This is a genomic window from Iningainema tapete BLCC-T55 (genome assembly GCF_014698965.1).
Lineage (GTDB): Bacteria > Cyanobacteriota > Cyanobacteriia > Cyanobacteriales > Nostocaceae > Iningainema > Iningainema tapete.
The window spans coordinates 41,310-61,984 of record NZ_JACXAE010000013.1 but is presented as its reverse complement, the minus strand read 5'-3'; the positions used below and the strand labels follow the sequence as shown (position 1 = coordinate 61,984).

The following is a 20,675-nucleotide window of genomic DNA, read 5'->3' as shown; positions in this document are numbered from 1 at the left end:
GTAAACTTAGGTACAGATATTCACAGCAGAATGTCTGTTGAACCAAAAGGACTTCTCCAGCTTTTTGTTTGCGTTACAGGAATTACACTATCGCTTATGAATTCAGCGGAATCTCAACCTCTACAACCAATTTATGAGTCGTTGATCCCAGAAGAACAAAACCGTACAACTGAGCAAAAAGAAAACTCATCTGTTGAGTCAATGGTGGTTTCAGCAGAGCAAAATCCAGCAGTTGACACGACACAACAAGAAAATCTCACTTCGGAACTCATAAATAATTCAGAAACACCAAGTGTCTTAGTTGAAAAATCAACTACAGTGGCACAGACAACAACAGAGGAATCTGTGCCATTGGAAATCAGCGCATCGGAACTAGAACAAAAGCGCTTTGAAGAAGCCCTGCTAACTCAACGTGTGGCAGATTTACAACGCATTGAACAAAAGCTCCAAGAAGAGATAGTTAATTTGCAAGTTTCCTATAGAACCCTGACTGAACAGATAGATTCAACTGAAAGGGGAATGGGAAGACTGGTGCAAGAGGCTATTGCTGGGTTGGAGCAACGCAAACAAGCGCTGCAACTTTCTGTGGAACAGTTGGAAAGGCGTCAAGAACGCATTCGCAATGAGATGCGTACCACTTTTGCCGGAGCTTCTCAGGATTTGGCGATTAGAGTGCAGGGTTTTAAAGATTACCTTACAGGTAGTTTACAGGATTTGGCAGCAGCAGCAGAACAATTGCAACTGGTAAAGAGCGATCGCCTTCCAGAAACACCAATAGTGATTAAAGATAGCAAGCCCACAGAGCAGCCTCAAGCAGGAACACCACAATTTGCGCAACAGCAGTTTCAAGAAACTACCAAGCAAATTCGTCGCCTCATCGATCAGTACCGTAACACACCAGATTACTACGGTCCACCCTGGCAATTGCGCCGCACTTTTGAACCAGTTCATGCAGAGCGAGTTTCCAACTGGTTTTTTAACCAAGGAGGACGAGGTGCTTTGCGGACAATGGGTAGTAGGTTGCAAAATATACTAATTGCCTCAGCAGCTATTTCAGTGTTACACAAGTTGTATGGCGATCGTGTCCGTACATTAGTGTTAGCAAATTCACCAGAGCGTTTAGGTGAGTGGCGGCGCGGTTTACAAGACTGCCTGGGAATCGGTCGTCCTGATTTTGGACCAGACAGAGGCGTAGTATTATTTGAGACAGCAGAAGCTTTAGCACAAAAAGCCGATCGCTTGGTGAAAGCCAATCAACTACCATTCATTCTCATTGATGATTCCGAGGAGCAAATTAGTCTCGCGCTGCTACAATTTCCTTTGTGGTTAGCTTTTGCTCCTGACCCCAAAATGATGAGAAATTATGATGATGATTATTAAAGTGAATAGCTAATTGAAGACTGGCTAATAGTGCAATTAGCTATTAACAATTAACAATTACCAATTTCTTATGACTATCTGGTTAAGTTTGTGTGGGGCGATTTTATTCGTAGCTTATCTGCTGGGTTCCATTCCTACTGGGTACATTGCAGTTAAGCTGTTGAAAGGGATTGATATTCGAGAAGTTGGTTCTGGTTCTACTGGAGCAACTAATGTTTTAAGAACTTTGGGTAAAGGTCCAGGGGCTTTTGTTTTAGTGGTAGATTGTTTGAAGGGAATATTAGCAATCTTCCTTGTTTATTGGTTGTTCAATTTTGATGGCAGTCAAACTTTAATACCTTCAACTGTCAATTCTCAACTATGGCAACCCTGGATAATAACTCTAGTTGGGTTAGCTGCTGTACTCGGACATAGTAAATCCATTTTTTTAGGGTTTAGTGGTGGGAAGTCGGTTGCTACTAGTTTGGGTATTTTGTTGGCAATGAATTGGCAAGTAGCTTTAGCAACTGCTGGTGTATTTGGTGTAGTGGTGGCGATATCGCGCATTGTTTCTTTGAGTTCGATTTGTGGTGCTGTTGCTGTTTCTATTTTCATGATTCTATTAAATCAACCGTTACCCTATATCCTGTTTGGGGTTGTTGCCGGTTTGTATGTAATTTTGCGCCACCGTAGTAATATTGAGCGTTTACTTGCTGGTACTGAACCAAAATTAGGGCAGAATTTGCAGCTGAAAACGGAAATGCTCGGCATTCATTCCGAGTCAAATAACTGAAGATTTATGGACTGGTTCTATTAATGGTGTAAAGCTACAGGTTTGGGCAACATGGCTAGAGAGATGCGGTTTTGGTTGATTTGGGAGATGCTGTTGCGGATCAAATGCATACGCGAATCCGTCGTCCACCTCTTACTGAACAAGAAGGCTAAGTGGTGGTTTGTGTCTTGGTATAAGCTAGTAACAATAAACTTATCAACTGTCACAAAATTGTAAAGAGATTGTAAATGTAATCCCAATAACAAATTTTTCTGAGTAATTTAGTGTAAATGTTAATAACCTAGCATAAGTAAAATTTACTAAACACAGTTACTAAGGAGAGAAAAGATGAGGGAGCTTTATCTGTTGGCAGCAAGCTGCTTGTTGACAGGATTGGCAATACCAGCATCTACTCTACCGCAGGTAATAACTGTTCATCCAGCTTCTTTGAACTGGCTGTGGAATGTAAATGAGAGTACACAGGTAAAAGGCGAAGTTCTACATAAGGAAGTGTCCTTGCCAGAAAGCCAACAGGGGTGGCAAGCTTCAGCAGAAATGATTGAGCCACCGAACAGAGCAATATTTAGTCATCAACTAATATCGGGAAATCAACTTTACTACCAAAGATTGGCGGCACTCAAAGCAGGTAAGATTTATACACGCCTAGATGATTTGAGTTCATTGCCAGAAATGTCGGTTCGTAAGCATCAACTAACTTACCAAGAATGGAAAAGTTTACTGGCAATGGAAGCAAGTGCTGTTGCTACTGCTCAAGGCACAAATCGTCTGGGCATCTTAGTCGGTGATTCTTTAAGTATGTGGTTTCCCCGGACAAAAATGCCCCTTGGTAAATTATGGTTGAATCAGGGCATATCCGGTGATACTTCCAGCGGTGTATTAAAAAGAATATCCGCTTTTTCCCAAACCAAACCAGATGTAATTTACATCATGGCGGGAATCAACGATTTACGCAAGGGCGCCACAGATGAAACTATCTTGCGTAATCACCGCCTTATGCTTCGCCGCCTACGAAAAACTCACCCAAAATCTCAAATTGTGATCCAATCAATCTTACCTACTCGTCTACCCACTATTTCTAATAGCCGAATACGGGGAATTAATTATCAACTAGCCTTCATAGCCAAACAAGAACGTGCAAGATATCTCGATTTGCATTATTGGTTTCAAGATTTTCAAGGTAATTTGCGAGAAGATCTCACCACAGATGGATTACATTTAAATGAACAGGGTTACGATATTTGGAGTTCTACTCTCAAGCAAGTAGAATTTTCGCAGCTTGAATAACTTTTTCAAAACCCCCTATGTTGATTGTCCGGCTACTCTCAATTCTTCAACCAACATTCTCTGATAAATTTGTGGCAAAGATCTACTGACCGAGTTGGTTTCAATCCCATATCCCAAACTTGTCCAAGTAGGAGAGAGTCGCCTTAAAACTTCATTTAACTTACCTTGACGCAATTGTTGAGAGATATCTGTTCCCCAATTTCGGGAATCGACTAACCAACGGTAAACCACAGTGTCTTGATACTCTGCTTCAAAACTATAAGACGCCCAAAACATAATCCGCATCGGATTTGGGTGATACTTTTGTGCAATTCTATACCAAGTAGTATTGATGATTTGATACCTACCAGCGGCAGTGGAACAATTTCCCTTGTTTGGACCAGTAACAATTGTCACGCAAACCTGAGGATGACGACTGAGATTACTGACGTGCTGTCCACCATATAAAAGTGAATAGGGACGGTTACTACTTGCTTCACTAGCTGATATGGTGCGCATTAAAGCACGGATGTATGGATCGCCTCCTTTCATGACTAAAGGTGGCTGTTTGACGTTAAAAACAGGATCGTTATGCGATCGCAAGTCCCCGAATATGTACCATTGAAACATATACACGAAAGCAAGCAGCGAGGCGATCGGGAGGATAAGTTTTTCTACCCCTTTAAACTGGAAGCGGTGCATACAGTAAGTAAAAAACCGTGAAGTGCAATTGTCATGTCAGCCCATCAACATGAGCTTGTCCCCTAACCTCTAGTTCCTTAGCTGTTAAAACATTACTTTCTAAAAAGTCGTGAGTTTTCATAATGTCGTAGAGGTTGATATCTGTTTCTAACAAGCAGGCGTGTCCGCTATGTGGTAGTACTACCATTCTGGCATCTGGGAGAACATTCGCTAAGCGTTTGGCTTCACTCATTGAAGGTAAAAGCCGATCTTCAGCACTGCCTACTACCAAAACTGGTTGAGTCAGTTTACGTAACTGGTGATCATTAACATTGAACTCCCTAATTAAAGATAACCGCCACAAAACGGTTTCTGGTGGTACTGAACGCACTGTTTTCAAAAGTTCTTCGCGATCGCTCCGCGAAATTCTTGTCAATGCTGCTAAAAATGGTAACAAACCGACTGCGCCGATGTCATATAAGAAAGCTGGTGTAAAGTAAATTAATTGTGAAGCCCAATCGTACCAAGAGCGAAGATGAAAACTAGAAGCTGGATTAATCAAAATGATGCGCTTAAATAACTGCGGTGCAGCAATCGCCACTTTTTGCGCCAAACAACCTCCAAACGATTCCCCACAAAGGTAAACAGAACGTGGGGAACTTTTTTCCAGTTCAGCGTGAATTAAGTTCAACACGTTGTGAGTTAACACATGCCAACTAGTCAAATCGTTTCTGGGAATTGCTAAACAACGCACATCAAACCCTGCTTCTAATCCGGCAGTTTGCGATCGCAACAGTTGCCCAGTACCATCCATTCCGGGCAGATACACAAATAACGGATACTCAGGCTGCAACCGTTTAGGCGTGAGGAAACACGGATTTAGCTCAACTTGTGGAGTAGTCATGGGTTAGGAGACAACAGACAACAGACAACAGACAGTACAGACGTTCCGTCGGAACTTCTTGACTAATAAGAACCTTGATGTAGCAAGTTAGTAATTTCCGAGTGACAGTGATTAGTTAGTTCTGCCACAACAGTTTTCGCTTGTTTTCCCTGATATTGTTTTTGATGTTGCGCCTGAATCCAAAAAGGACGCCCAACTAATACCGCAACACGACGATAAATAATCAGAGGATGCCAACCTGGTTGATCGAATAAAGGTTCTGTTGGGTCAAAGATACTTAGTAGTTTGAGCGGTACAGCGGATGTGTTAACTTCTTCTAGGGAGGCGATCGCGATCGGTAAAATTGCTAAATCTTCCACACCAGCCCGTAATGCTAAATGGGCAAATCCGCGTTGAAATTCGTAAACATTGTTTGGCTGAGTAAATTTCACCATTGGTGCAGTTCCTTCTGGAAATACTCCCACCACTTGCTTTGATTGCAGTAGCATCTGTGACTGCTGAAAAAAGCTCAACTGACGTTGTTGAGTCGCTTCTGACAAAGGAAAGCATCCCAATTGTCCTGTGACAATTTCCCGCATTACTGGTACTTGCCCCATATAATGATGACAGGCAAAGCGAATTGGACGCGATATCGCTGCCATTAAAACTGGTGCATCCATGAAACTGCGGTGATTGCTTACCACTAGTACACTTGCGTCTTGGGGAATGCGGTCTTCATGGTAAAGAAACATTTTCGTTGACCATAACGCTAGTATTGCGCGAGAAATATCTAAAGGACTATTTAAACTCATGCCTTTTCAATATAATTTTTCCAACAATATTTCCATTTATCTTAATTGACGTTTACATTTCTTAACCTATTATACGACTTCCTTTAGATAGAAATGACTTGTATAGGGACGCGCTCATTTTCTTCGGACAAATATTTTATGTCCTGTTTCTATATTTGCTTTCTTGTATAGCACTCCTAAATGATTTGTAAACACAAGTCTTTCTTTTCTTGGCGTTCTTCTCAACTCCAGTCGGAGACGCTGCGCGTTCGCGTAGCGTCCCGAAGGGAAGGTGTCTTGGCGGTTTATAACTCAATCAGGATTCCCATAGAAAGAATAATTTTGAATTTATACCGCTCATTTACCAATGCCAAAACAGAGAAATTTGCTAATATTAAAAGTGACAGTTGAAAAAAAAGTAGTTATATTGTATAATGGCGTGGTTTTATCTACATAAGTTAAGTAAGATAGAAAACGTTTTAACAAGTAGTTTTTCCGATGTGCATGAATGAGCGTGAATAAAATAGAAAAAACATTTGCCCTAACGACACCGCTATACTATGTCAACGATTTGCCCCATATTGGCAGCGCTTACACGACAATGGCGGCAGATGTGGTGGCAAGGTTTCACAGACTCAAAGGAAGTTCAGTACTGTTGATTACAGGTACAGATGAACACGGACAGAAGATTCAGCGCACAGCTCAAAGTAAAGGACAGCCACCCCAAAACTTTAGCGATCAAATGTCTGCTGGCTTCATGTCTCTGTGGGAATTACTCAATATTCAACACGACAGATTTATCCGCACCACTGATGAGCGTCATCAAGCAATAGTCGAGGAATTTTTCCAGCGAGTATGGGAAACAGGAGATATATATCTAGGGCAACAAAAGGGTTGGTACTGCGTCTCCTGTGAAGAGTTTAAAGAAGAGAGGGAATTACTATCAGGACATCGCTGTCCCATTCACACTAACAAAGAAGTAGAGTGGCGGGATGAGCAAAACTACTTTTTTCGCTTATCCAAATATCAAACACAACTCCAGGCACTCTACCAAGAATTCCCGGATTTTATCCAGCCCGAATCACGTCGTAATGAAGTCCTAAACTTTGTCAATCAAGGGTTGCAGGACTTTTCCATTTCACGGGTGAATCTAGAGTGGGGTTTCCCAATCCCAGTAGATCCTAAACATACCATTTACGTCTGGTTTGATGCATTGCTGGGTTATGTCACCGCCTTGCTAGAACCAGAAGAAACGCCAACTTTAGAAAATGCCCTCTCCAAATGGTGGCCAATTAACTTACACCTGATTGGCAAAGATATCCTACGATTTCATGCAGTTTACTGGCCAGCAATGCTTATGTCAGCAGGCTTACCTATGCCAAATCAAGTATTTGGGCATGGCTTTTTAACCAAAGATGGTCAGAAAATGGGTAAAAGTCTGGGTAACACCCTCGATCCCATTACGCTAGTTAAGTGTTATGGTGCAGATGCCGTTCGTTATTACTTCCTTAAGGAAATCGAATTCGGCAAAGATGGCGATTTTAATGAAAGTAGATTCATTAATGTTTTAAATGCAGATTTGGCAAATGATTTAGGTAATTTGCTCAATCGCACTTTAAACATGGTGAAGAAATATTGTGCTGGCAATGTGCCGCCAGTAACAAATGAAGATATCCCCAAAGATCATCCTTTGAAAGCCATTGGATTACGTCTAGGGGAGCAAGTAAAAGATGCCTATGAAACGCTAGTTTTCAGTCAAGCATGTGAAGCTATTCTTTTGCTAGTGCAAGCTAGTAACAAGTTTATCGACGAACAAGCACCTTGGACATTATACAAACAGGGACAACAGCAAGCTTTAGAACAAGTACTGTATGCAGTTTTGGAGTCAGTTAGATTAGCCGCTTATCTTTTGTCTCCAGTTATTCCAAATATTAGTAGCGATATTTATCAGCAATTGGGCTTTGGAATAGACTTCAACAATCAAGTGCAAACTTCTATTGCCGCACCTTTTACCATTCATAGTTCATGGGGAATACTAACTAATCAAAACAAGTTTGGTGAACCCCACCCAATTTTTAAACGCATAGAACAGCCTAAAAACGGGTAAATCCTTTCAAACTTAGATTTTGTTAAATTTACAGGGCTAAATAAAGCCCTATAAGCTTATCATAAGCCGCTCTAACTTGTATCTACAAAGTAAAAATTAGTATCAATTATTACATTGATAATAAACGAGGTATGACAATGATGTTGAATAATTTGGAAAATGACTCAATCTTCACTCCGGAACAAGTTCTGGAGAATCGGGGTCGTGTAGCTATATTTATTGATGGTTCAAATTTATTTTATGCAGCACTACAACTAGGAATTGAAATTGATTACACTAAACTATTGAGCAGATTAACAGGTGGCTCTAGACTACTACGAGCTTTCTTTTATACTGGCGTAGACCGGACAAATGAAAAGCAACAGGGTTTTCTGTTGTGGATGCGTCGTAACGGTTATCGAGTAATTGCGAAGGATTTAGTACAACTACCAGATGGTTCAAAAAAAGCCAACTTGGATGTAGAAATTGCAGTGGATATGATGGCTTTGGTGGATTCTTATGATACAGCAGTGTTAGTTAGTGGAGATGGCGACTTGGCTTATGCAGTGAATTCGGTTAGCTATAGGGGTGTAAGAGTAGAAGTGGTGAGTTTGCGCTCAATGACCAGTGATAGTTTAATTAACGTTTCTGATCGCTACATTGATTTGGAAGCTGTCAAAGAAGACATTCAAAAAACGCCTCGCCAAACTTACCCATATCGACCTTTATCTGGTATGGGTTTTTTGGAACAGCCAAGCGATAGTGACGGTCATGTGGAAATTTCTGAATGAAACTTGGAGAGCAGGGGGGCAGGGGAGTAGGGGAGCAATTTTCTCCCTTACTCCCTCACTCCTTTACTTCCTCATTCTCATTAGTCTAGTCGCTTGTAGCGCTCAACCGCCCAAAGTCAACCAAAAGCCTACTCAGAGTCCATCTCCCCAAGAAAAGGATAAAGATAGCAACTTAACTTTCTATAATGTCACCTTAGAACAAGCAGATGAAGTGGGGCGACCAGTTTGGAAAGTCAATGCTAAGCAGGCGAAATATACCAAAGAACGACAAATTGGGCAGGCGGAAAATCCCTATGCTGAACTATACCAAGATGGTAAAGTAGTTTACCAAGTACAAGCACAAGTGGCTGACATTGAACAGGATGGTAAGCAACTTCTTCTTAAAGGTAAAATTGTCGCTACAGACCCTCGCAATCAAATTGTGTTGCGAGGTAATGAATTGGAGTGGCGACCTCAAGAAGATTTATTGATTGTTCGTAACCAACTCAATGGGAGTCATAAACAACTGCAAGCTGTGGCAAACGAAGCACGAGTTAAAACTCGCGAACAGCGCATGGAATTTAGTGGTGGTGTTGTTGCTAAGTCAATGGAACCAGAGTTACAAATGCGCACGGATCATTTGATTTGGCAAATTAAAGAGGAAAAGTTAATTGGCGATCGCCCAATTTTGATCAACCGTTATAAAAATAATCAAGTTACCGACCGTGGTCAGGGAGATAGTGCTGAAGTATACTTAAAAACTAAGATTGTTAACGTGACTAAAAATGCACAAATAGAGCTACTAGATCCACCCATGCAGATAGCTAGTAACTCTATGACTTGGAACTTGAATACAGAAACTATCAATACAAATGCTGCTGTGCGCGTATTTCATCGTACTGAAAATATTAACTTAAACGCCAATCAAGGCGAAATGAAAATAGCGCAAAAAATTGTGTACCTCCGAGGTAATGTCTACGGTGTGGGACAGCGGAACCAGTCACTAAAATCTAATTCTCTCACTTGGTATCTGAATAATCAGTTAATTGAAGCCCAAGGCAATGTGCTTTATCGTCAAGTAGATCCACCCTTAACATTAACAGGTCAAAAAGCCTTTGGCAATCTCCAATCAGAAACTATTAAAGTTACTAGCAGTAGTGGTGGGAAAGTAATTACAGAAATTGTTCCGACAAAACAGTAAATTGCTAATTGCTAATTGCTAATTGCTATTAGCCATTAACCATTAGCTATTCCCTATCCACCATAAACAATTTCATTGCGATTTACTGCACCCAATGTAGGTACACTACCTATTGGTGAATGGGAATTTAAAGCAGTAGGAATGCCAGGAGATACTTGAAGTTGTTTGACTAAATGCTGTAATAGTTGATCTTGCTGATTACGGAAAGCTGAGACAGAAAAACCACGGTTCATGATGGCAAACCAAACCAAACCGCGATCGCGTGTTGGAATTACTCCAGCTAAAGCACTAACATCATTGAGAGTGCCAGTTTTAAATACAGTAGTTACAGGCATGTGTCTTCCATGCATTGTACCACGTTTGTCAAACCCTGAGACTGGAAATAAGTCAGCTAGTGTGAGCTGATGGGACATAGCTTCACGTTGCAAAACCATGAACATAGCACAAGCCGCTCTGGGAGAAATACGATTTTCTTTTCCTAATCCTGAACCATTGATTAATTGGATTTCTGCGAATGGTACTCTAGCTAGTTTAGCGGCTTGATATTGTACCACAGATGCCCCACCTACAGCCTCTGCCAGCATTTGTGCCATTTCATTGTTGCTAAAAACGTTCATTTCCTTAATTAATTGTTTCAAGGGTAAGGAATGGTGACGGATTAGCACTGTTTGTGGTGAAGAAACTTGGTGTGGTACAATCACATTTCCAGCAATAGTAACTTGAGGCTTGGGAGTTCCTTTCGGCATCAGTGAGTGTGAAAATTTAGCACTACGGGACCAAGTCGCAGATGATAATGCTTGCTTGAGCATCTGCCCTGCTAACTGAGGATGACGTTGGAAATTCATGGCAAAATTTCCAGTGATGACTAAATTTCCTTTGACTTGCTTGATGCCCATTTGGTTAAGGCTATTACCGATCGCGATCGCTTCTTCCCATACAAACAAAGGATCGCCGCCACCAATAATTACCAAATCACCTTGCAAAACTCCATTTTTTACTGGTCCTGTGGCACTCACCAACGTTTGAAATTGATGTTCTGGTCCCAAATTTTTTAAAGCTACAAGTGTTGTAGCAACTTTAGTGATCGACGCTGCTGGCATTGGAGTAGTACCTTGGTGATTAGCCATTAACATTGGTCCTGACTGCATCCAGATCCCTTGACTTTCGATTTGATTTGGCGGCACTAATTTTAATGAAAGTAGTTGCTTGAAATATTCTTGCACTACGAACGCGCCTACTGGTTTTGGATCGGCGGCAACAACAAAGCCAGGGCTACTTTGCCAAGCCAATACATCTAAGGCTTCGATTGGTTTGACTTCTACCCCAGCCATAGATAGCCAAAGTGAAACCATCCCTGAACCAACTAATTCCAGCATCCTCAATTCCCCTGCAGAATGTGCTACTTGTGCGCATCATAAATTTCTGAAGCAAAGCATACCATGATATCTTTGCTTCATTCTTACAGCATTACTAATTGTGTGTGCTTGGGAGGTAGAATAATGCCGCTCCCAAAAAAACCAAGATTGGTAAGGTGCATTCCGTTGTTGGGACTGTACTCGCACGCAACGAGAATTCATTACCCAAACGAGCTTGCAGTACCTGCCAATATCTTCCTAAGTTTAGATCCTAAATCAGGCAAATTTTGTTCGTGTTGATCTTTGGCAAAAGCCAAACTCGTTCTTTAATGTATATGCAGGAACAAGGATGGCACTGATTCGTGTTATCTTGGTTTAGCGACTAGCAGTAGTCAGAACTTAGATTTGAAAGTTATAAATCTACTACTTGCAGAGGCATCTGGTAAAATTTGTAAGGTTTCTAGAACTGTGAGCAATGGGATCGACAGGCGTAAGGATCGCAATTGACGCAATGGGAGGGGATCACGCACCAGGTGAAATCGTCGCTGGCGCATTGCGGGCACGAGAAGAATTGGGTGTGTCCGTATTGTTGGTAGGTGATCCCCAAGAAATTGAACGCCGACTGCCGCCAAAAACAAATCTGGAGCAGGTGGAAATTGTAACGGCAAGTTCGGCGATCGCAATGGATGAGGAGCCTTTAAGCGCAATTAGGCGCAAACCAAAGGCTTCAATCAATGTAGCGATGGATTTGGTCAAGCAAAACCGGGCAGATGCTGTGGTTTCAGCAGGACACTCCGGGGCAGCAATGGCAGCAGCCTTACTGCGATTGGGACGATTGCCGGGAATAGACCGTCCAGCAATTGGTGCGGTGTTTCCCACAATCAAAGCGGGTAAACCAGTGCTGATCCTTGATGTTGGTGCTAACGTAGACTGTCGCCCCAAGTTTTTAGAACAGTTTGCTGTGATGGGGTCTGCTTACAGTAAGTACGTTTTGGGCATTAGCGAACCTAAAGTAGGTTTGTTGAATATCGGTGAAGAAGACTGCAAAGGCAATGATGTAACTGTTCGTGTCCACCAGATGCTACGCGAGAACACCCAAATTTCTTTTATTGGCAATGCGGAAGGACGTGACGTGCTGAGCGGGGAATTTGATGTGATTGTCTGTGATGGTTTTGTGGGCAATGTGTTGTTAAAGTTTGCCGAAGCAGTCGGGTCTGTAATACTGCAAATTCTTAAAGAAGAATTACCTCAAGGATTACACGGTCAAATCGGTACAGCTCTTTTAAAACCAAACCTGAAGCGCATAAAGCAGCGTATGGATCATGCAGAACATGGCGGTGCTTTACTTTTAGGTGTGGCGGGAATTTGTATTATCAGTCACGGTAGTTCTCAAGCACCTTCAATTTTTAATGCAATTCGTATGGCAAAAGAAGCAGTGGATAACCAAGTGCAGGAACAAATTCAAAGGCAATATCAAAGCCAACTTTGAATGCCTTTACTCTTAAGCTTGGGAGAAGCAATGCAAATGGGAATAGCAATTATCGGTAGCGGCTCGGCAGTACCAGCCGCAATCCTAGATAACCAGGGAATGACTCAATTAGTAGATACATCAGATGAATGGATTACCACAAGAACGGGAATTAGTCAACGGCGGTTAGCATCGTCAGGGGAATCTCTGACATCATTGGCAACAGCTGCTAGTCTTGAGGCGATCGCCGCCGCCGGAATTACACCACAACAGTTGGATTTAATTCTACTAGCAACCTCCACCCCTGAAGACCTATTTGGCAGTGCTTGTAAAATACAAGCTGAATTGGGAGCCACTAAAGCCGTAGCTTTTGACTTAACAGCAGCCTGCTCCGGTTTTATCTTTGGACTGGTAACGGCATCTCAGTATATTAAAACAGGTGTGTATCAAAATGTACTATTAATAGGAGCAGATATCCTCTCTCGTTGGGTAGATTGGCAAGATCGGCGCACTTGTGTTTTGTTTGGAGATGGTGCAGGGGCAGTAGTTATACAGGCGAATCAGAGCGATCGCTTATTAGGATTTGAACTTAAAAGCGACGGTAGGCTCAATCATCAACTCAATCTTGCCTACACACCCGAAAAACAAGAACTTACCTCTAGCATTGAAGTCGGCAAAGGAAACTTCCAAAACATCACCATGAATGGCAAAGAAGTTTACCGCTTTGCTGTGCAAAAAGTGCCAGAAGTGATCGACAAAGCTTTGTTTCATGCCTCTCTTAGTGTTGATCAAATAGATTGGCTCATACTGCATCAAGCAAATCAGCGGATCATCGACGCTGTAGCAGAGCGCTTAAACATTCCCCAACATAAAGTTATTAGTAATGTTGCTTACTACGGCAACACCTCAGCCGCCTCTATCCCTCTTGCCATAGATGAAGCAGTGCGGCAAGCAAAAATTAAACCCAACGACATAATTGCTACATCAGGCTTTGGTGCAGGACTAACTTGGGGGGCAGCAATTTTTCAATGGGGAAGATAGTCAATTGTCAATTGTTAATAGTTAATTGTCTCATACTATTAACTATTAACCATTAACAATTAACAACCAACCAATTACCAATGACTAAAACCGCATGGGTCTTTCCCGGACAAGGTTCCCAATCATTGTCTATGGGAATAGATCTAATCAACTTACCATCAGCTAAAGAGAGATTTGCTCAATCTGAAGAAATTTTAGGCTGGTCTGTAATTGAAATCTGTAAAAATGAAGACAAATTATCGCGCACACTCTACACTCAACCCTGTCTGTACGTAGTAGAAAGCATTCTCGCTGATCTTTTGCGCGAAAAATACAGCCCAGATTTAGTTGCAGGTCATAGTTTAGGAGAATACATCGCCCTTTACATTGCTGGTGTCTTAGAGTGGGCGGCTGGATTAAGCTTAGTAAAACGACGTGCCGAACTCATGGAAAACGCCGCAGGTGGCATGATGGCTGCTTTAATGAATTTTGACCGCGAACAGCTAGAAAAAGTTATTGCTCAAACTCCCAACGTAGTGCTAGCAAATGACAATAGTCCAGCTCAAGTCGTCATTTCCGGCACTCCAGAGGCAGTACAAGCAGTCATGTCTCAAGTAAAAGCAAAACGCGCTGTTCCCCTTCAAGTTTCGGGTGCTTTTCACTCACCAATAGTTGCAGCAGCAGCAGCAGAGTTTCAAGAGATTTTAGAAACTGTTGAATTTCAACAGGCTACTATACCAGTTTTATCTAATGTAGAACCAGTTCCTAGCATAGACGCTGATATTTTAAAACAGCGCCTAATACGACAAATGACTGGCTCTGTAAGATGGCGGGAGATAGTACTCGCATTACCAACTCAGGGAATCGAAAAAGTTGTAGAAATTGGACCTGGTAAAGTGCTAACAGGTTTAATTAAACGCACTTGCCCTGACTTAATTTTAGAAAATGTGAGTAGTGCAACTGATTTGGGGGTGTACAGGTAAAGATATGTCTCGAAACCGCGAACCGTTTGTAAGTCTGTTGCTTTACCATGCCTTTAAGTGGTCGATAGTTAGCCCCATGCTGCACGCTTACTTTCGGGGTAGAATTTATGGTGTCGAAAACGTGCCTCTAACTGGACCGCTGGTGGTAGTCAGCAATCACGCTAGTTACTTTGATCCGCCAATTGTTTCTAATTGTGTACGTCGTCCTGTAGCGTACATGGCTAAGGAAGAGTTGTTTGATATTCCAGTGTTGGCACAAGCAATTAAATTATACGGTGCTTACCCGGTAAGTCGCGGTAGTGCCGATCGCACCGCTATTCGTTCTGCACTTAAGTATCTTGAAGATGGTTGGGCTGTTGGTGTTTTTTTACAAGGTACTCGCACAGAAAACGGACGTATTACAGATCCCAAACGTGGTGCAGCACTGCTAGCTGCTAAGGCAAAAGCACCAATTTTACCTGTGAGTTTGTGGGGTAGTGAGGGAATTTTGCAAAAAACAAAGATACCTCGTGCAGTTCCACTTACAATTAGAATTGGTAAATTAATTGATACCCCTAGTTCCACTGATAAGCAGGAATTAGAAACGGTAACACAACAGTGTGCAGCAGCTATTAATGCTCTCCACGATTTGGGACGATAATCTGTGGAAATATGCTCAACGGAAGTAGCGCTCAGTGTATCTGGTACTGTAATTTTAAATTCAATTCAAAATCCACGCATCCCTATGAGCCGCTTAGAGGCAAACAATTTTTGGGCTTGGCTAAACAATCTGGTTTTAGTCCGTTTTTTACTTTTATTTGCTTCTGGTTGGGCAATTACACAGTTATTAGCTTATTTTGAAGCAGTCATTGTTATTTTCTCCTTCGCCGCCATTCTCGCTTTTTTGCTTAGCTATCCTGTACAATGGCTGCGGCGTTTTTTGCCTCATGGTGTAGCAGTTTTTATCGTTTTCTTAGTGAGCATTGTTATTATTGGGGGTTTAACTATTACCGTTGGCGTAGCCATTTTATCTCAAGGACAACAGTTAATTGATAGTGTCAGTGCGTTTTTAAAATCTTTAATACCATTATTAGATCGAATAGAAGTTTTTTTTAACAAACGTAATATTAGTATAGATTTAACTGCTTTTGAGCAGCAATTGCAAAATCAAGCTTTATCAGCAATTGGCACAAGCTTAACTATTTTCCAAAGTTTTATAACTAATTTTGTGACTTTTATACTAATTGCGGTAGTTGCTTTTTTCATGTTATTAGAAGGCGAAAAACTTTGGAGTTTTATTATCAAAGCAGTACCAGAAAACAGACGAAGAAGATTTACAAATATTATCAAACGTAACTTTTTAGGCTTTTTTCGTGGTCAGTTGATATTAACTTTATTCCTGTCATGTTCAACTTTCCTAATTTTCTTGATATTAGATGTACCTTTCGCTTTAATCTTGTCGGTGATAGTCGCGATTCTTGATATAATTCCAGGTATAGGAGCTACATTAGGCGTTGGTGTAATTACTTTAATTGTTTTGCCTCAAAGTGTTTGGTTAGCACTGAAAGTGTTGGTGGCTTGTGTTATTCTTCAACAAATACAAGATAATTTGATTTCACCACGCATTATGCAAGATGCGCTTAATTTAAATCCGGTAGTAGTGTTTTTTGCTTTACTTGTCGGCGCTAAGGTAGCAGGTTTATTGGGAATTTTTATTTCTATTCCTATTGCTGGTGTAATAGTTTCTCTGTTTGAAATTGATGAAATGAAATCAGAGGTGTAATTCAATGACTAATCAGGATTTAAGGGCAGCATTAACAGAAAATTTGGATGAGGCTGAGTGGGAGTGGTTGATTCCCCATGTGCAGCGAGATGCAGTGATTGTGGTGGCGGTAGGATTGGATTTGTTGGATGTGGGGGTGGCGATAGCCAGTGATAATACTTCACAGGTAGGGACTTGGATTGATGAGGTATTGATTGCCAAACCCTCTACACATCAAGTGGGCGAGTGGAATCTTGAACGCACGAAGCGGTTTCACACTCTGATTGTCCAGCCTTATGTGCTTGTGCAAGAAAAGGCTGCGGCTTCGGCTTAAACTTGAGTAAACATACCTAATTATTTCCAAAAATTACGTAGAACTCTTCGCCTCTTCTTCCTGTGGATCAAGAACAACCAATCCTGATGATCTCGCTGCAACTTTCAATTCATAATCTGATGTTACCAAAATTAATTGATCGCCTTGAGATAGACGACGCTGCAATAAAAAAGCAGATCCTAGATGTACTGCATCTGCCCCACGCAGAGCCAAACTCACTGCCAAGAGTTTTGATCGATCTACAACTTCAGCAGTCAGTTGCACCTGAGTAAAATTTTGCCAATCTACTTCTAGATCTTGGATTTTCTGCTGGAACTGTGAAGAGTTAATCTGTCCTGCTTTCTGTTTGCGGGTTAGGGTTGCTACCACTTCCACAAATCCCAAAGTTGCACAAGCAAAGTTTGGGTTTTGAGCAAACAATTTTTGTAACCAGATTGTTCCTAATTCCTGATAGTAGCGTTTTACCCAAGCACTGGCATCAAGGTAGTAGAAGATCAACGGCGATCCTCCACCAGCAACTCAGAGGCGGCAATACCTTCACCCTGAATAGCTTCTATAACTTCAAAAGTTCCGAATCCTTTGGCAGGAATGTTAAAGGTTGGATCATTTAGTAGACTTTTCATACTTGATGGAATGGTTTGCTGTAAATATTGGATGAACTCCAGAAGTTGTTGGCATTCTTCTTCGCTCAATGTTTCGATAGTGTTATGTAAGGAATCTTTAACTGAGGTCGTCATACAAGTGTGAGAAGATTAAATCCTAATTCTAATACAAAAGCAATCTCTTAATTGCTTAAATAAATGCTATCAGATGCTGTGATTTTTGTGGCGGCAGAACTAGACTTGCGCTTGTGTGGGAATACCGAACGAAAAGATTTAACACTTTCAAAGACCTTGCTCCCCAACTTCTCTTACGAAGTCAGGGAGCAATTTTTATCATTTTGACTTTGAGTATTGCAATATCTTTGCCTCGATCAAAAGGCGCACCTGATGCAATCACGGCAAAAGGTAGTTTGTCTCCATTCGGTAGGATTACTAAATTAATTTGCTCAAATTCTTTTGGTTGAGAGTGTTCTGCAATGAACTTTAGAGCATCCGAGTCTTGCGACAATTTGTCTAGACTCAAATTGTAGTCCTGAGCGAGTTGCATAACAAAATTCTCAAAAAGCCGCTCCATGCATTGGTTTTTCTTCTCAAATAGTTCAGTTACATGAGCGTTTGTGACGATATAGCCATTGGCAGTAACAAAATAGCCAGATCCAGAAGTACCAGCAGTAACGACATAAGTTTTTTTATTGTCAGACCAATAAACTTTAGCACTACAACCAGCTACAATCCGAGGTACTGCGGGTTGCGTGGATTTTGCCAGCTTCCCTAGTTTAGTGGATTTTGCCAGTTTAGTAGCTTGGGGAATTTGCTCTGGTTGAGTTTGAACGGCTGTAGACTTAGTTGACAACTTTGCGTAAGCAGGAAAAGCAGAACAGGGGGGTATCACAGAAGAGACTACAGCAGAAGCAACAAGGAAAGCTTTGAATTGTTGTTGGATTGTGTTGAACATGGAACTGCCTGTTGAACTCGACAATTCCATCAAACCCTGCTGCTACCTGAGTTCAGAATGGAGAACTTTGGCTTTCAATTAATTTGTCATTGACTTACAAAAATTTTCGGCGAACTGTGTTTTTGAGCCTCAGTTAAAGGCGCAAAGGCGCATAGCGGCGATCGCAACAAGCATTTCTCACGGAGTTACGCGCTCATTGACTCTGCTGCAACCAGCAAGCCTGACATATCCAACACCCAATCCGACCAAGCTGCGGCTAGCGTTGCAAGGTTTGCAATTTCAGTTGAGCGATCGCAAATACTCAACCAATTGCGCTGCCATTCAATCAGTTGGTCTTGGATTTGACTCAATTGGGCGATGTAGTTTTGTTCTTGTATTAACTTGATATACAGCAGGTTTTCTTCTAACAACACCGGAACTATTTCACAACTGGCACTTTTTTGACTCCAAGATTTGAGACGTGCCAAACTTGCTGCTAATTCTCCCAACTGCTGCTGGTGGGGTTGACGTAAAAAACTTGCTTCAATTGCACTCCAGTTAGGCATTATACTCTCCTAGTAATCGCTCGGTAATAGCGGTAATTCTTTCAGTTATAATGGGAGACTTTACTATCATAGTACGATTGTTCTGACTCGGACGAATATTAATAATCGACTCAAAAGATATTTCCCGCGTGTAAGGATACCAATCAGCACCCCAAATATCTTTTTGTCTACTGCCATCTTTCAGCAATTCTTGTTCGCATTCATAATGCCGTTCTGCACCACCAGCTAAAATTTCCCGCTCAATATCTACAGCTATTTTAATAAAAACTCCCCACATTTGAAGCATTTCATCTAATTGTTCTTTAGTTACGCGCTCGCGAATTATGAAAATCAATTTACCCCATCCAAACAGTTTTTACAAAATTAAATACGCATCGATTTTATTATACATACCTGTTTTCCATATCTCTCTTATTTTCAAACATGAAGATAAAAAAAGATACTACATTATGTTTGTGCCGGATGAAAATGCTCCGTGTACGTTTAATCTAACTATGCGTGTGTGAGAAAGCTCACCTCTTTTAGTGGTTTCGGAAATATTGACGGTACAACTCGCAGCTTGGCGTCACTTCATCACCTTGCAGCTTTACCAGCCCGATGCCTTGTAATTTAAACTTTGGGACAGTCTTTAATCGCACTGGAGTAATGGAAGCAACAACTTCTCTCATTGCTACTTCTAATTCTGGCTGTTCGGCAAAAATCAACTCCAAGCGGCGCAAATGATCGTTATAAATTCCTGCTTCTGTGGGTGCTGTTTGCAGCAGTTGAGTTAAAGTAATGTGTTGACGTGCAATGTTATATAGGGCTAGCCGCACCAAAAATGGATGTCCCCCCACCACAGCCATCAATTGCTGAACTTCGGTTACACTCCAATTTAGTTGATGACGCTGCGTTAAATCTTGTACCTGGGTAGGAGTAAAATTAAGTAATTATACTGATTAAACCCCATTAAAGGGTGATTGATTCAGATCCATTGGCACATACACTTCTGTTGAGTGTACTATGACCAATCGCAGTTTTTTCCAGATATCGCGCCGCTTCGATTCCTCATGTAAATTTCGTAACAATCCGAAAAAGTCTCTGTAGATTTCCGGATATTCAAATACTCGATCCACCTCGTCTAAGCCCAAAGTCAACGGTTTGTCGATTTCTGGCAACAGATACTCTTCAAAGTAAGCTTTGCAGCACATATTGCTGCCCACAATCTCGGCTAAATCCCAATAATTATTTAACTTGTTAGGTAGCTGTAATGCCATAGCGACACTAGCACAGAACCATTTTAAGAATGTATCCGAGTTGGTGAAACACTTGTGAGTAGCTAATTGCAAGCTCAATTCCACAGTGCGATCGCCAAGCTTGTCAGCTTCATGAAGAATCCGCGCTAACAGCGAAGTTTTACCCATTTGTCTGGGCGCTTTAATCCGAATTAGGGAACCAGGCTTGCTGATTTCCTCGTAACAACGCAGTTCTCTAGGAGGACGTTCTACATAGAAGGGAGATGTAATTTCTACCCGTCCCTCTGGGAATTCTACTGTAGTAGGTTGTGAAGTGGATACAGGAGAAGTAGAGACAGCAGGTGTTGTAGGAGTTTCTTTCTCCTCAATAGGTGCTTCTAAATCAGCAATATCTCGCCACTCCAGTCCCAATTTATCGGAAATTTCAATGAAGTACGAGTAATCAACGGGTCTGCCATTGAGAAAATTACTCACCGTTGATTGGGATATGCCTAATTCTAAAGCTAAAAGTTTTTGGCTGATGTAGGCATTTCGCTTTAGAGCCGATTTAACTCTAGGTATGCATCCTACACTGACTCTTACTGAGCGTGGCATTGCTGATTTTTATTTA

At 41.5% G+C, this 20,675-nt stretch carries 21 protein-coding genes and 1 pseudogene; 12 read left to right on the top strand and 10 right to left on the bottom strand.

Annotated features, from left to right (window positions below; genetic code table 11):
* The first annotated feature begins 96 nt into the window (after nucleotides 1-96).
* From ICL16_RS02750 to ICL16_RS02740, 3 genes are all read left to right on the top strand, one after another.
* Entirely contained in the window at nucleotides 97-1,380 is a 1,284-nt protein-coding gene (locus ICL16_RS02750) for a DUF3086 domain-containing protein (protein ID WP_190825362.1), read from the top strand.
* A 70-nt stretch (nucleotides 1,381-1,450) separates the two neighbouring features.
* Nucleotides 1,451-2,152 (top strand): glycerol-3-phosphate 1-O-acyltransferase PlsY, encoded by a 702-nt coding sequence (gene plsY, locus ICL16_RS02745; protein ID WP_190825361.1) that lies wholly within the window; start codon nucleotides 1,451-1,453, stop codon nucleotides 2,150-2,152.
* Between the two features lie 327 nt (nucleotides 2,153-2,479).
* Nucleotides 2,480-3,436, top strand: a complete 957-nt coding sequence (locus tag ICL16_RS02740; protein ID WP_190825360.1) for an SGNH/GDSL hydrolase family protein — start codon at nucleotides 2,480-2,482, stop codon at nucleotides 3,434-3,436.
* Nucleotides 3,437-3,451: 15 nt separating this feature from the next.
* Here ICL16_RS02740 and ICL16_RS02735 read toward each other — a convergent pair whose 3' ends face one another.
* From ICL16_RS02735 to ICL16_RS02725, 3 genes are all read right to left on the bottom strand, one after another.
* Entirely contained in the window at nucleotides 3,452-4,117 is a 666-nt protein-coding gene (locus ICL16_RS02735; protein ID WP_190825359.1) for a glycoside hydrolase family 24 protein, read from the bottom strand.
* A gap of 31 nt (nucleotides 4,118-4,148) precedes the next feature.
* Nucleotides 4,149-5,000 carry an alpha/beta fold hydrolase gene (locus ICL16_RS02730; protein ID WP_190825358.1) on the bottom strand — a complete coding sequence of 284 codons (852 nt, stop codon included), beginning with the start codon at nucleotides 4,998-5,000 and terminating at the stop codon, nucleotides 4,149-4,151.
* Nucleotides 5,001-5,062: 62 nt separating this feature from the next.
* On the bottom strand, nucleotides 5,063-5,791 hold the full coding sequence (locus ICL16_RS02725; protein WP_190825357.1) for a lysophospholipid acyltransferase family protein: 729 nt from the start codon (nucleotides 5,789-5,791) through the stop codon (nucleotides 5,063-5,065).
* Nucleotides 5,792-6,284: 493 nt separating this feature from the next.
* Between ICL16_RS02725 and metG the strand changes: the two genes are divergently transcribed.
* The 3 genes from metG to lptC all read left to right on the top strand — a co-directional run bounded on the left by metG (nucleotide 6,285) and on the right by lptC (nucleotide 9,827).
* Complete coding sequence (gene metG / locus ICL16_RS02720; RefSeq protein ID WP_420485244.1) at nucleotides 6,285-7,877, top strand: methionine--tRNA ligase; 1,593 nt, start codon at nucleotides 6,285-6,287, stop codon at nucleotides 7,875-7,877.
* A 140-nt stretch (nucleotides 7,878-8,017) separates the two neighbouring features.
* Entirely contained in the window at nucleotides 8,018-8,647 is a 630-nt protein-coding gene (locus tag ICL16_RS02715) for a LabA-like NYN domain-containing protein (protein ID WP_190825580.1), read from the top strand.
* Nucleotides 8,628-9,827 carry an LPS export ABC transporter periplasmic protein LptC gene (gene lptC, locus ICL16_RS02710; protein ID WP_190825355.1) on the top strand — a complete coding sequence of 400 codons (1,200 nt, stop codon included), beginning with the start codon at nucleotides 8,628-8,630 and terminating at the stop codon, nucleotides 9,825-9,827. Before ICL16_RS02715 ends, lptC begins: the two co-directional genes overlap by 20 nt.
* 53 nt (nucleotides 9,828-9,880) lie before the next feature.
* Here lptC and ICL16_RS02705 read toward each other — a convergent pair whose 3' ends face one another.
* Nucleotides 9,881-11,203 carry a D-alanyl-D-alanine carboxypeptidase gene (locus ICL16_RS02705; RefSeq protein ID WP_190825354.1) on the bottom strand — a complete coding sequence of 441 codons (1,323 nt, stop codon included), beginning with the start codon at nucleotides 11,201-11,203 and terminating at the stop codon, nucleotides 9,881-9,883.
* Between the two features lie 454 nt (nucleotides 11,204-11,657).
* On the opposite strand from ICL16_RS02705, the gene plsX reads away from it, so the two are divergent.
* The 6 genes from plsX (at nucleotide 11,658) to ICL16_RS02675 (ending at nucleotide 16,728) form a co-directional block, all read left to right on the top strand.
* Nucleotides 11,658-12,671, top strand: a complete 1,014-nt coding sequence (gene plsX, locus ICL16_RS02700) for a phosphate acyltransferase PlsX (protein ID WP_190825353.1) — start codon at nucleotides 11,658-11,660, stop codon at nucleotides 12,669-12,671.
* Nucleotides 12,672-13,691, top strand: coding sequence for a beta-ketoacyl-ACP synthase 3 (locus tag ICL16_RS02695; RefSeq protein WP_420485243.1), 1,020 nt, complete (start codon nucleotides 12,672-12,674; stop codon nucleotides 13,689-13,691). It begins immediately after the preceding gene.
* Between the two features lie 80 nt (nucleotides 13,692-13,771).
* The gene (gene fabD / locus ICL16_RS02690) at nucleotides 13,772-14,653 is read left to right on the top strand and encodes an ACP S-malonyltransferase (protein ID WP_190825352.1); all 882 of its coding nucleotides are present in this window, start codon (nucleotides 13,772-13,774) and stop codon (nucleotides 14,651-14,653) included.
* A gap of 4 nt (nucleotides 14,654-14,657) precedes the next feature.
* Nucleotides 14,658-15,293, top strand: coding sequence for a lysophospholipid acyltransferase family protein (locus ICL16_RS02685; RefSeq protein WP_190825351.1), 636 nt, complete (start codon nucleotides 14,658-14,660; stop codon nucleotides 15,291-15,293).
* 84 nt (nucleotides 15,294-15,377) lie between these two features.
* Nucleotides 15,378-16,415 (top strand): AI-2E family transporter, encoded by a 1,038-nt coding sequence (locus ICL16_RS02680; protein WP_190825350.1) that lies wholly within the window; start codon nucleotides 15,378-15,380, stop codon nucleotides 16,413-16,415.
* A 4-nt stretch (nucleotides 16,416-16,419) separates the two neighbouring features.
* Nucleotides 16,420-16,728 (top strand): DUF2288 domain-containing protein, encoded by a 309-nt coding sequence (locus ICL16_RS02675; protein ID WP_190825349.1) that lies wholly within the window; start codon nucleotides 16,420-16,422, stop codon nucleotides 16,726-16,728.
* 33 nt (nucleotides 16,729-16,761) lie between these two features.
* On the opposite strand, the gene ICL16_RS02670 is transcribed toward ICL16_RS02675, so the two are convergent.
* The 6 genes and pseudogenes from ICL16_RS02670 to ICL16_RS02645 all read right to left on the bottom strand — a co-directional run bounded on the left by ICL16_RS02670 (nucleotide 16,762) and on the right by ICL16_RS02645 (nucleotide 20,659).
* Nucleotides 16,762-17,226 (bottom strand): type II toxin-antitoxin system VapC family toxin, encoded by a 465-nt coding sequence (locus tag ICL16_RS02670; RefSeq protein WP_190825348.1) that lies wholly within the window; start codon nucleotides 17,224-17,226, stop codon nucleotides 16,762-16,764.
* A complete protein-coding gene (locus tag ICL16_RS02665) occupies nucleotides 17,223-17,465 on the bottom strand; it encodes a hypothetical protein (RefSeq protein ID WP_190825347.1) in 243 nt (80 codons plus the stop codon). The genes ICL16_RS02670 and ICL16_RS02665 overlap by 4 nt, the downstream gene beginning before the upstream one ends.
* A 181-nt stretch (nucleotides 17,466-17,646) precedes the next feature.
* Nucleotides 17,647-18,315, bottom strand: coding sequence for a serine protease family protein (locus tag ICL16_RS02660; protein ID WP_190825346.1), 669 nt, complete (start codon nucleotides 18,313-18,315; stop codon nucleotides 17,647-17,649).
* A gap of 155 nt (nucleotides 18,316-18,470) precedes the next feature.
* On the bottom strand, nucleotides 18,471-18,830 hold the full coding sequence (locus ICL16_RS02655) for a hypothetical protein (protein ID WP_190825345.1): 360 nt from the start codon (nucleotides 18,828-18,830) through the stop codon (nucleotides 18,471-18,473).
* Entirely contained in the window at nucleotides 18,823-19,164 is a 342-nt protein-coding gene (locus tag ICL16_RS02650; RefSeq protein ID WP_190825344.1) for a DUF5674 family protein, read from the bottom strand. Before ICL16_RS02650 ends, ICL16_RS02655 begins: the two co-directional genes overlap by 8 nt.
* A gap of 187 nt (nucleotides 19,165-19,351) precedes the next feature.
* Nucleotides 19,352-20,659, bottom strand: a pseudogene (locus ICL16_RS02645) (AAA-like domain-containing protein).
* Nucleotides 20,660-20,675 lie beyond the last annotated feature (16 nt).

What these genes read in the sequence shown, in the direction of transcription:
- ICL16_RS02750 (WP_190825362.1), top strand. Translation starts at nt 97, where the DNA reads ATGAATTCAGCGGAATCTCAACCTCTACAACCAATTTATGAGTCGTTG.
- plsY (WP_190825361.1), top strand. Translation starts at nt 1,451, where the DNA reads ATGACTATCTGGTTAAGTTTGTGTGGGGCGATTTTATTCGTAGCTTAT.
- ICL16_RS02740 (WP_190825360.1), top strand. Translation starts at nt 2,480, where the DNA reads ATGAGGGAGCTTTATCTGTTGGCAGCAAGCTGCTTGTTGACAGGATTG.
- ICL16_RS02735 (WP_190825359.1), bottom strand. Translation starts at nt 4,117, where the DNA reads ATGCACCGCTTCCAGTTTAAAGGGGTAGAAAAACTTATCCTCCCGATC.
- ICL16_RS02730 (WP_190825358.1), bottom strand. Translation starts at nt 5,000, where the DNA reads ATGACTACTCCACAAGTTGAGCTAAATCCGTGTTTCCTCACGCCTAAA.
- ICL16_RS02725 (WP_190825357.1), bottom strand. Translation starts at nt 5,791, where the DNA reads ATGAGTTTAAATAGTCCTTTAGATATTTCTCGCGCAATACTAGCGTTA.
- ICL16_RS02715 (WP_190825580.1), top strand. Translation starts at nt 8,018, where the DNA reads ATGTTGAATAATTTGGAAAATGACTCAATCTTCACTCCGGAACAAGTT.
- lptC (WP_190825355.1), top strand. Translation starts at nt 8,628, where the DNA reads ATGTGGAAATTTCTGAATGAAACTTGGAGAGCAGGGGGGCAGGGGAGT.
- ICL16_RS02705 (WP_190825354.1), bottom strand. Translation starts at nt 11,203, where the DNA reads ATGCTGGAATTAGTTGGTTCAGGGATGGTTTCACTTTGGCTATCTATG.
- plsX (WP_190825353.1), top strand. Translation starts at nt 11,658, where the DNA reads ATGGGATCGACAGGCGTAAGGATCGCAATTGACGCAATGGGAGGGGAT.
- ICL16_RS02695 (WP_420485243.1), top strand. Translation starts at nt 12,672, where the DNA reads ATGCCTTTACTCTTAAGCTTGGGAGAAGCAATGCAAATGGGAATAGCA.
- fabD (WP_190825352.1), top strand. Translation starts at nt 13,772, where the DNA reads ATGACTAAAACCGCATGGGTCTTTCCCGGACAAGGTTCCCAATCATTG.
- ICL16_RS02685 (WP_190825351.1), top strand. Translation starts at nt 14,658, where the DNA reads ATGTCTCGAAACCGCGAACCGTTTGTAAGTCTGTTGCTTTACCATGCC.
- ICL16_RS02680 (WP_190825350.1), top strand. Translation starts at nt 15,378, where the DNA reads ATGAGCCGCTTAGAGGCAAACAATTTTTGGGCTTGGCTAAACAATCTG.
- ICL16_RS02675 (WP_190825349.1), top strand. Translation starts at nt 16,420, where the DNA reads ATGACTAATCAGGATTTAAGGGCAGCATTAACAGAAAATTTGGATGAG.
- ICL16_RS02665 (WP_190825347.1), bottom strand. Translation starts at nt 17,465, where the DNA reads ATGACGACCTCAGTTAAAGATTCCTTACATAACACTATCGAAACATTG.
- ICL16_RS02660 (WP_190825346.1), bottom strand. Translation starts at nt 18,315, where the DNA reads ATGGAATTGTCGAGTTCAACAGGCAGTTCCATGTTCAACACAATCCAA.
- ICL16_RS02655 (WP_190825345.1), bottom strand. Translation starts at nt 18,830, where the DNA reads ATGCCTAACTGGAGTGCAATTGAAGCAAGTTTTTTACGTCAACCCCAC.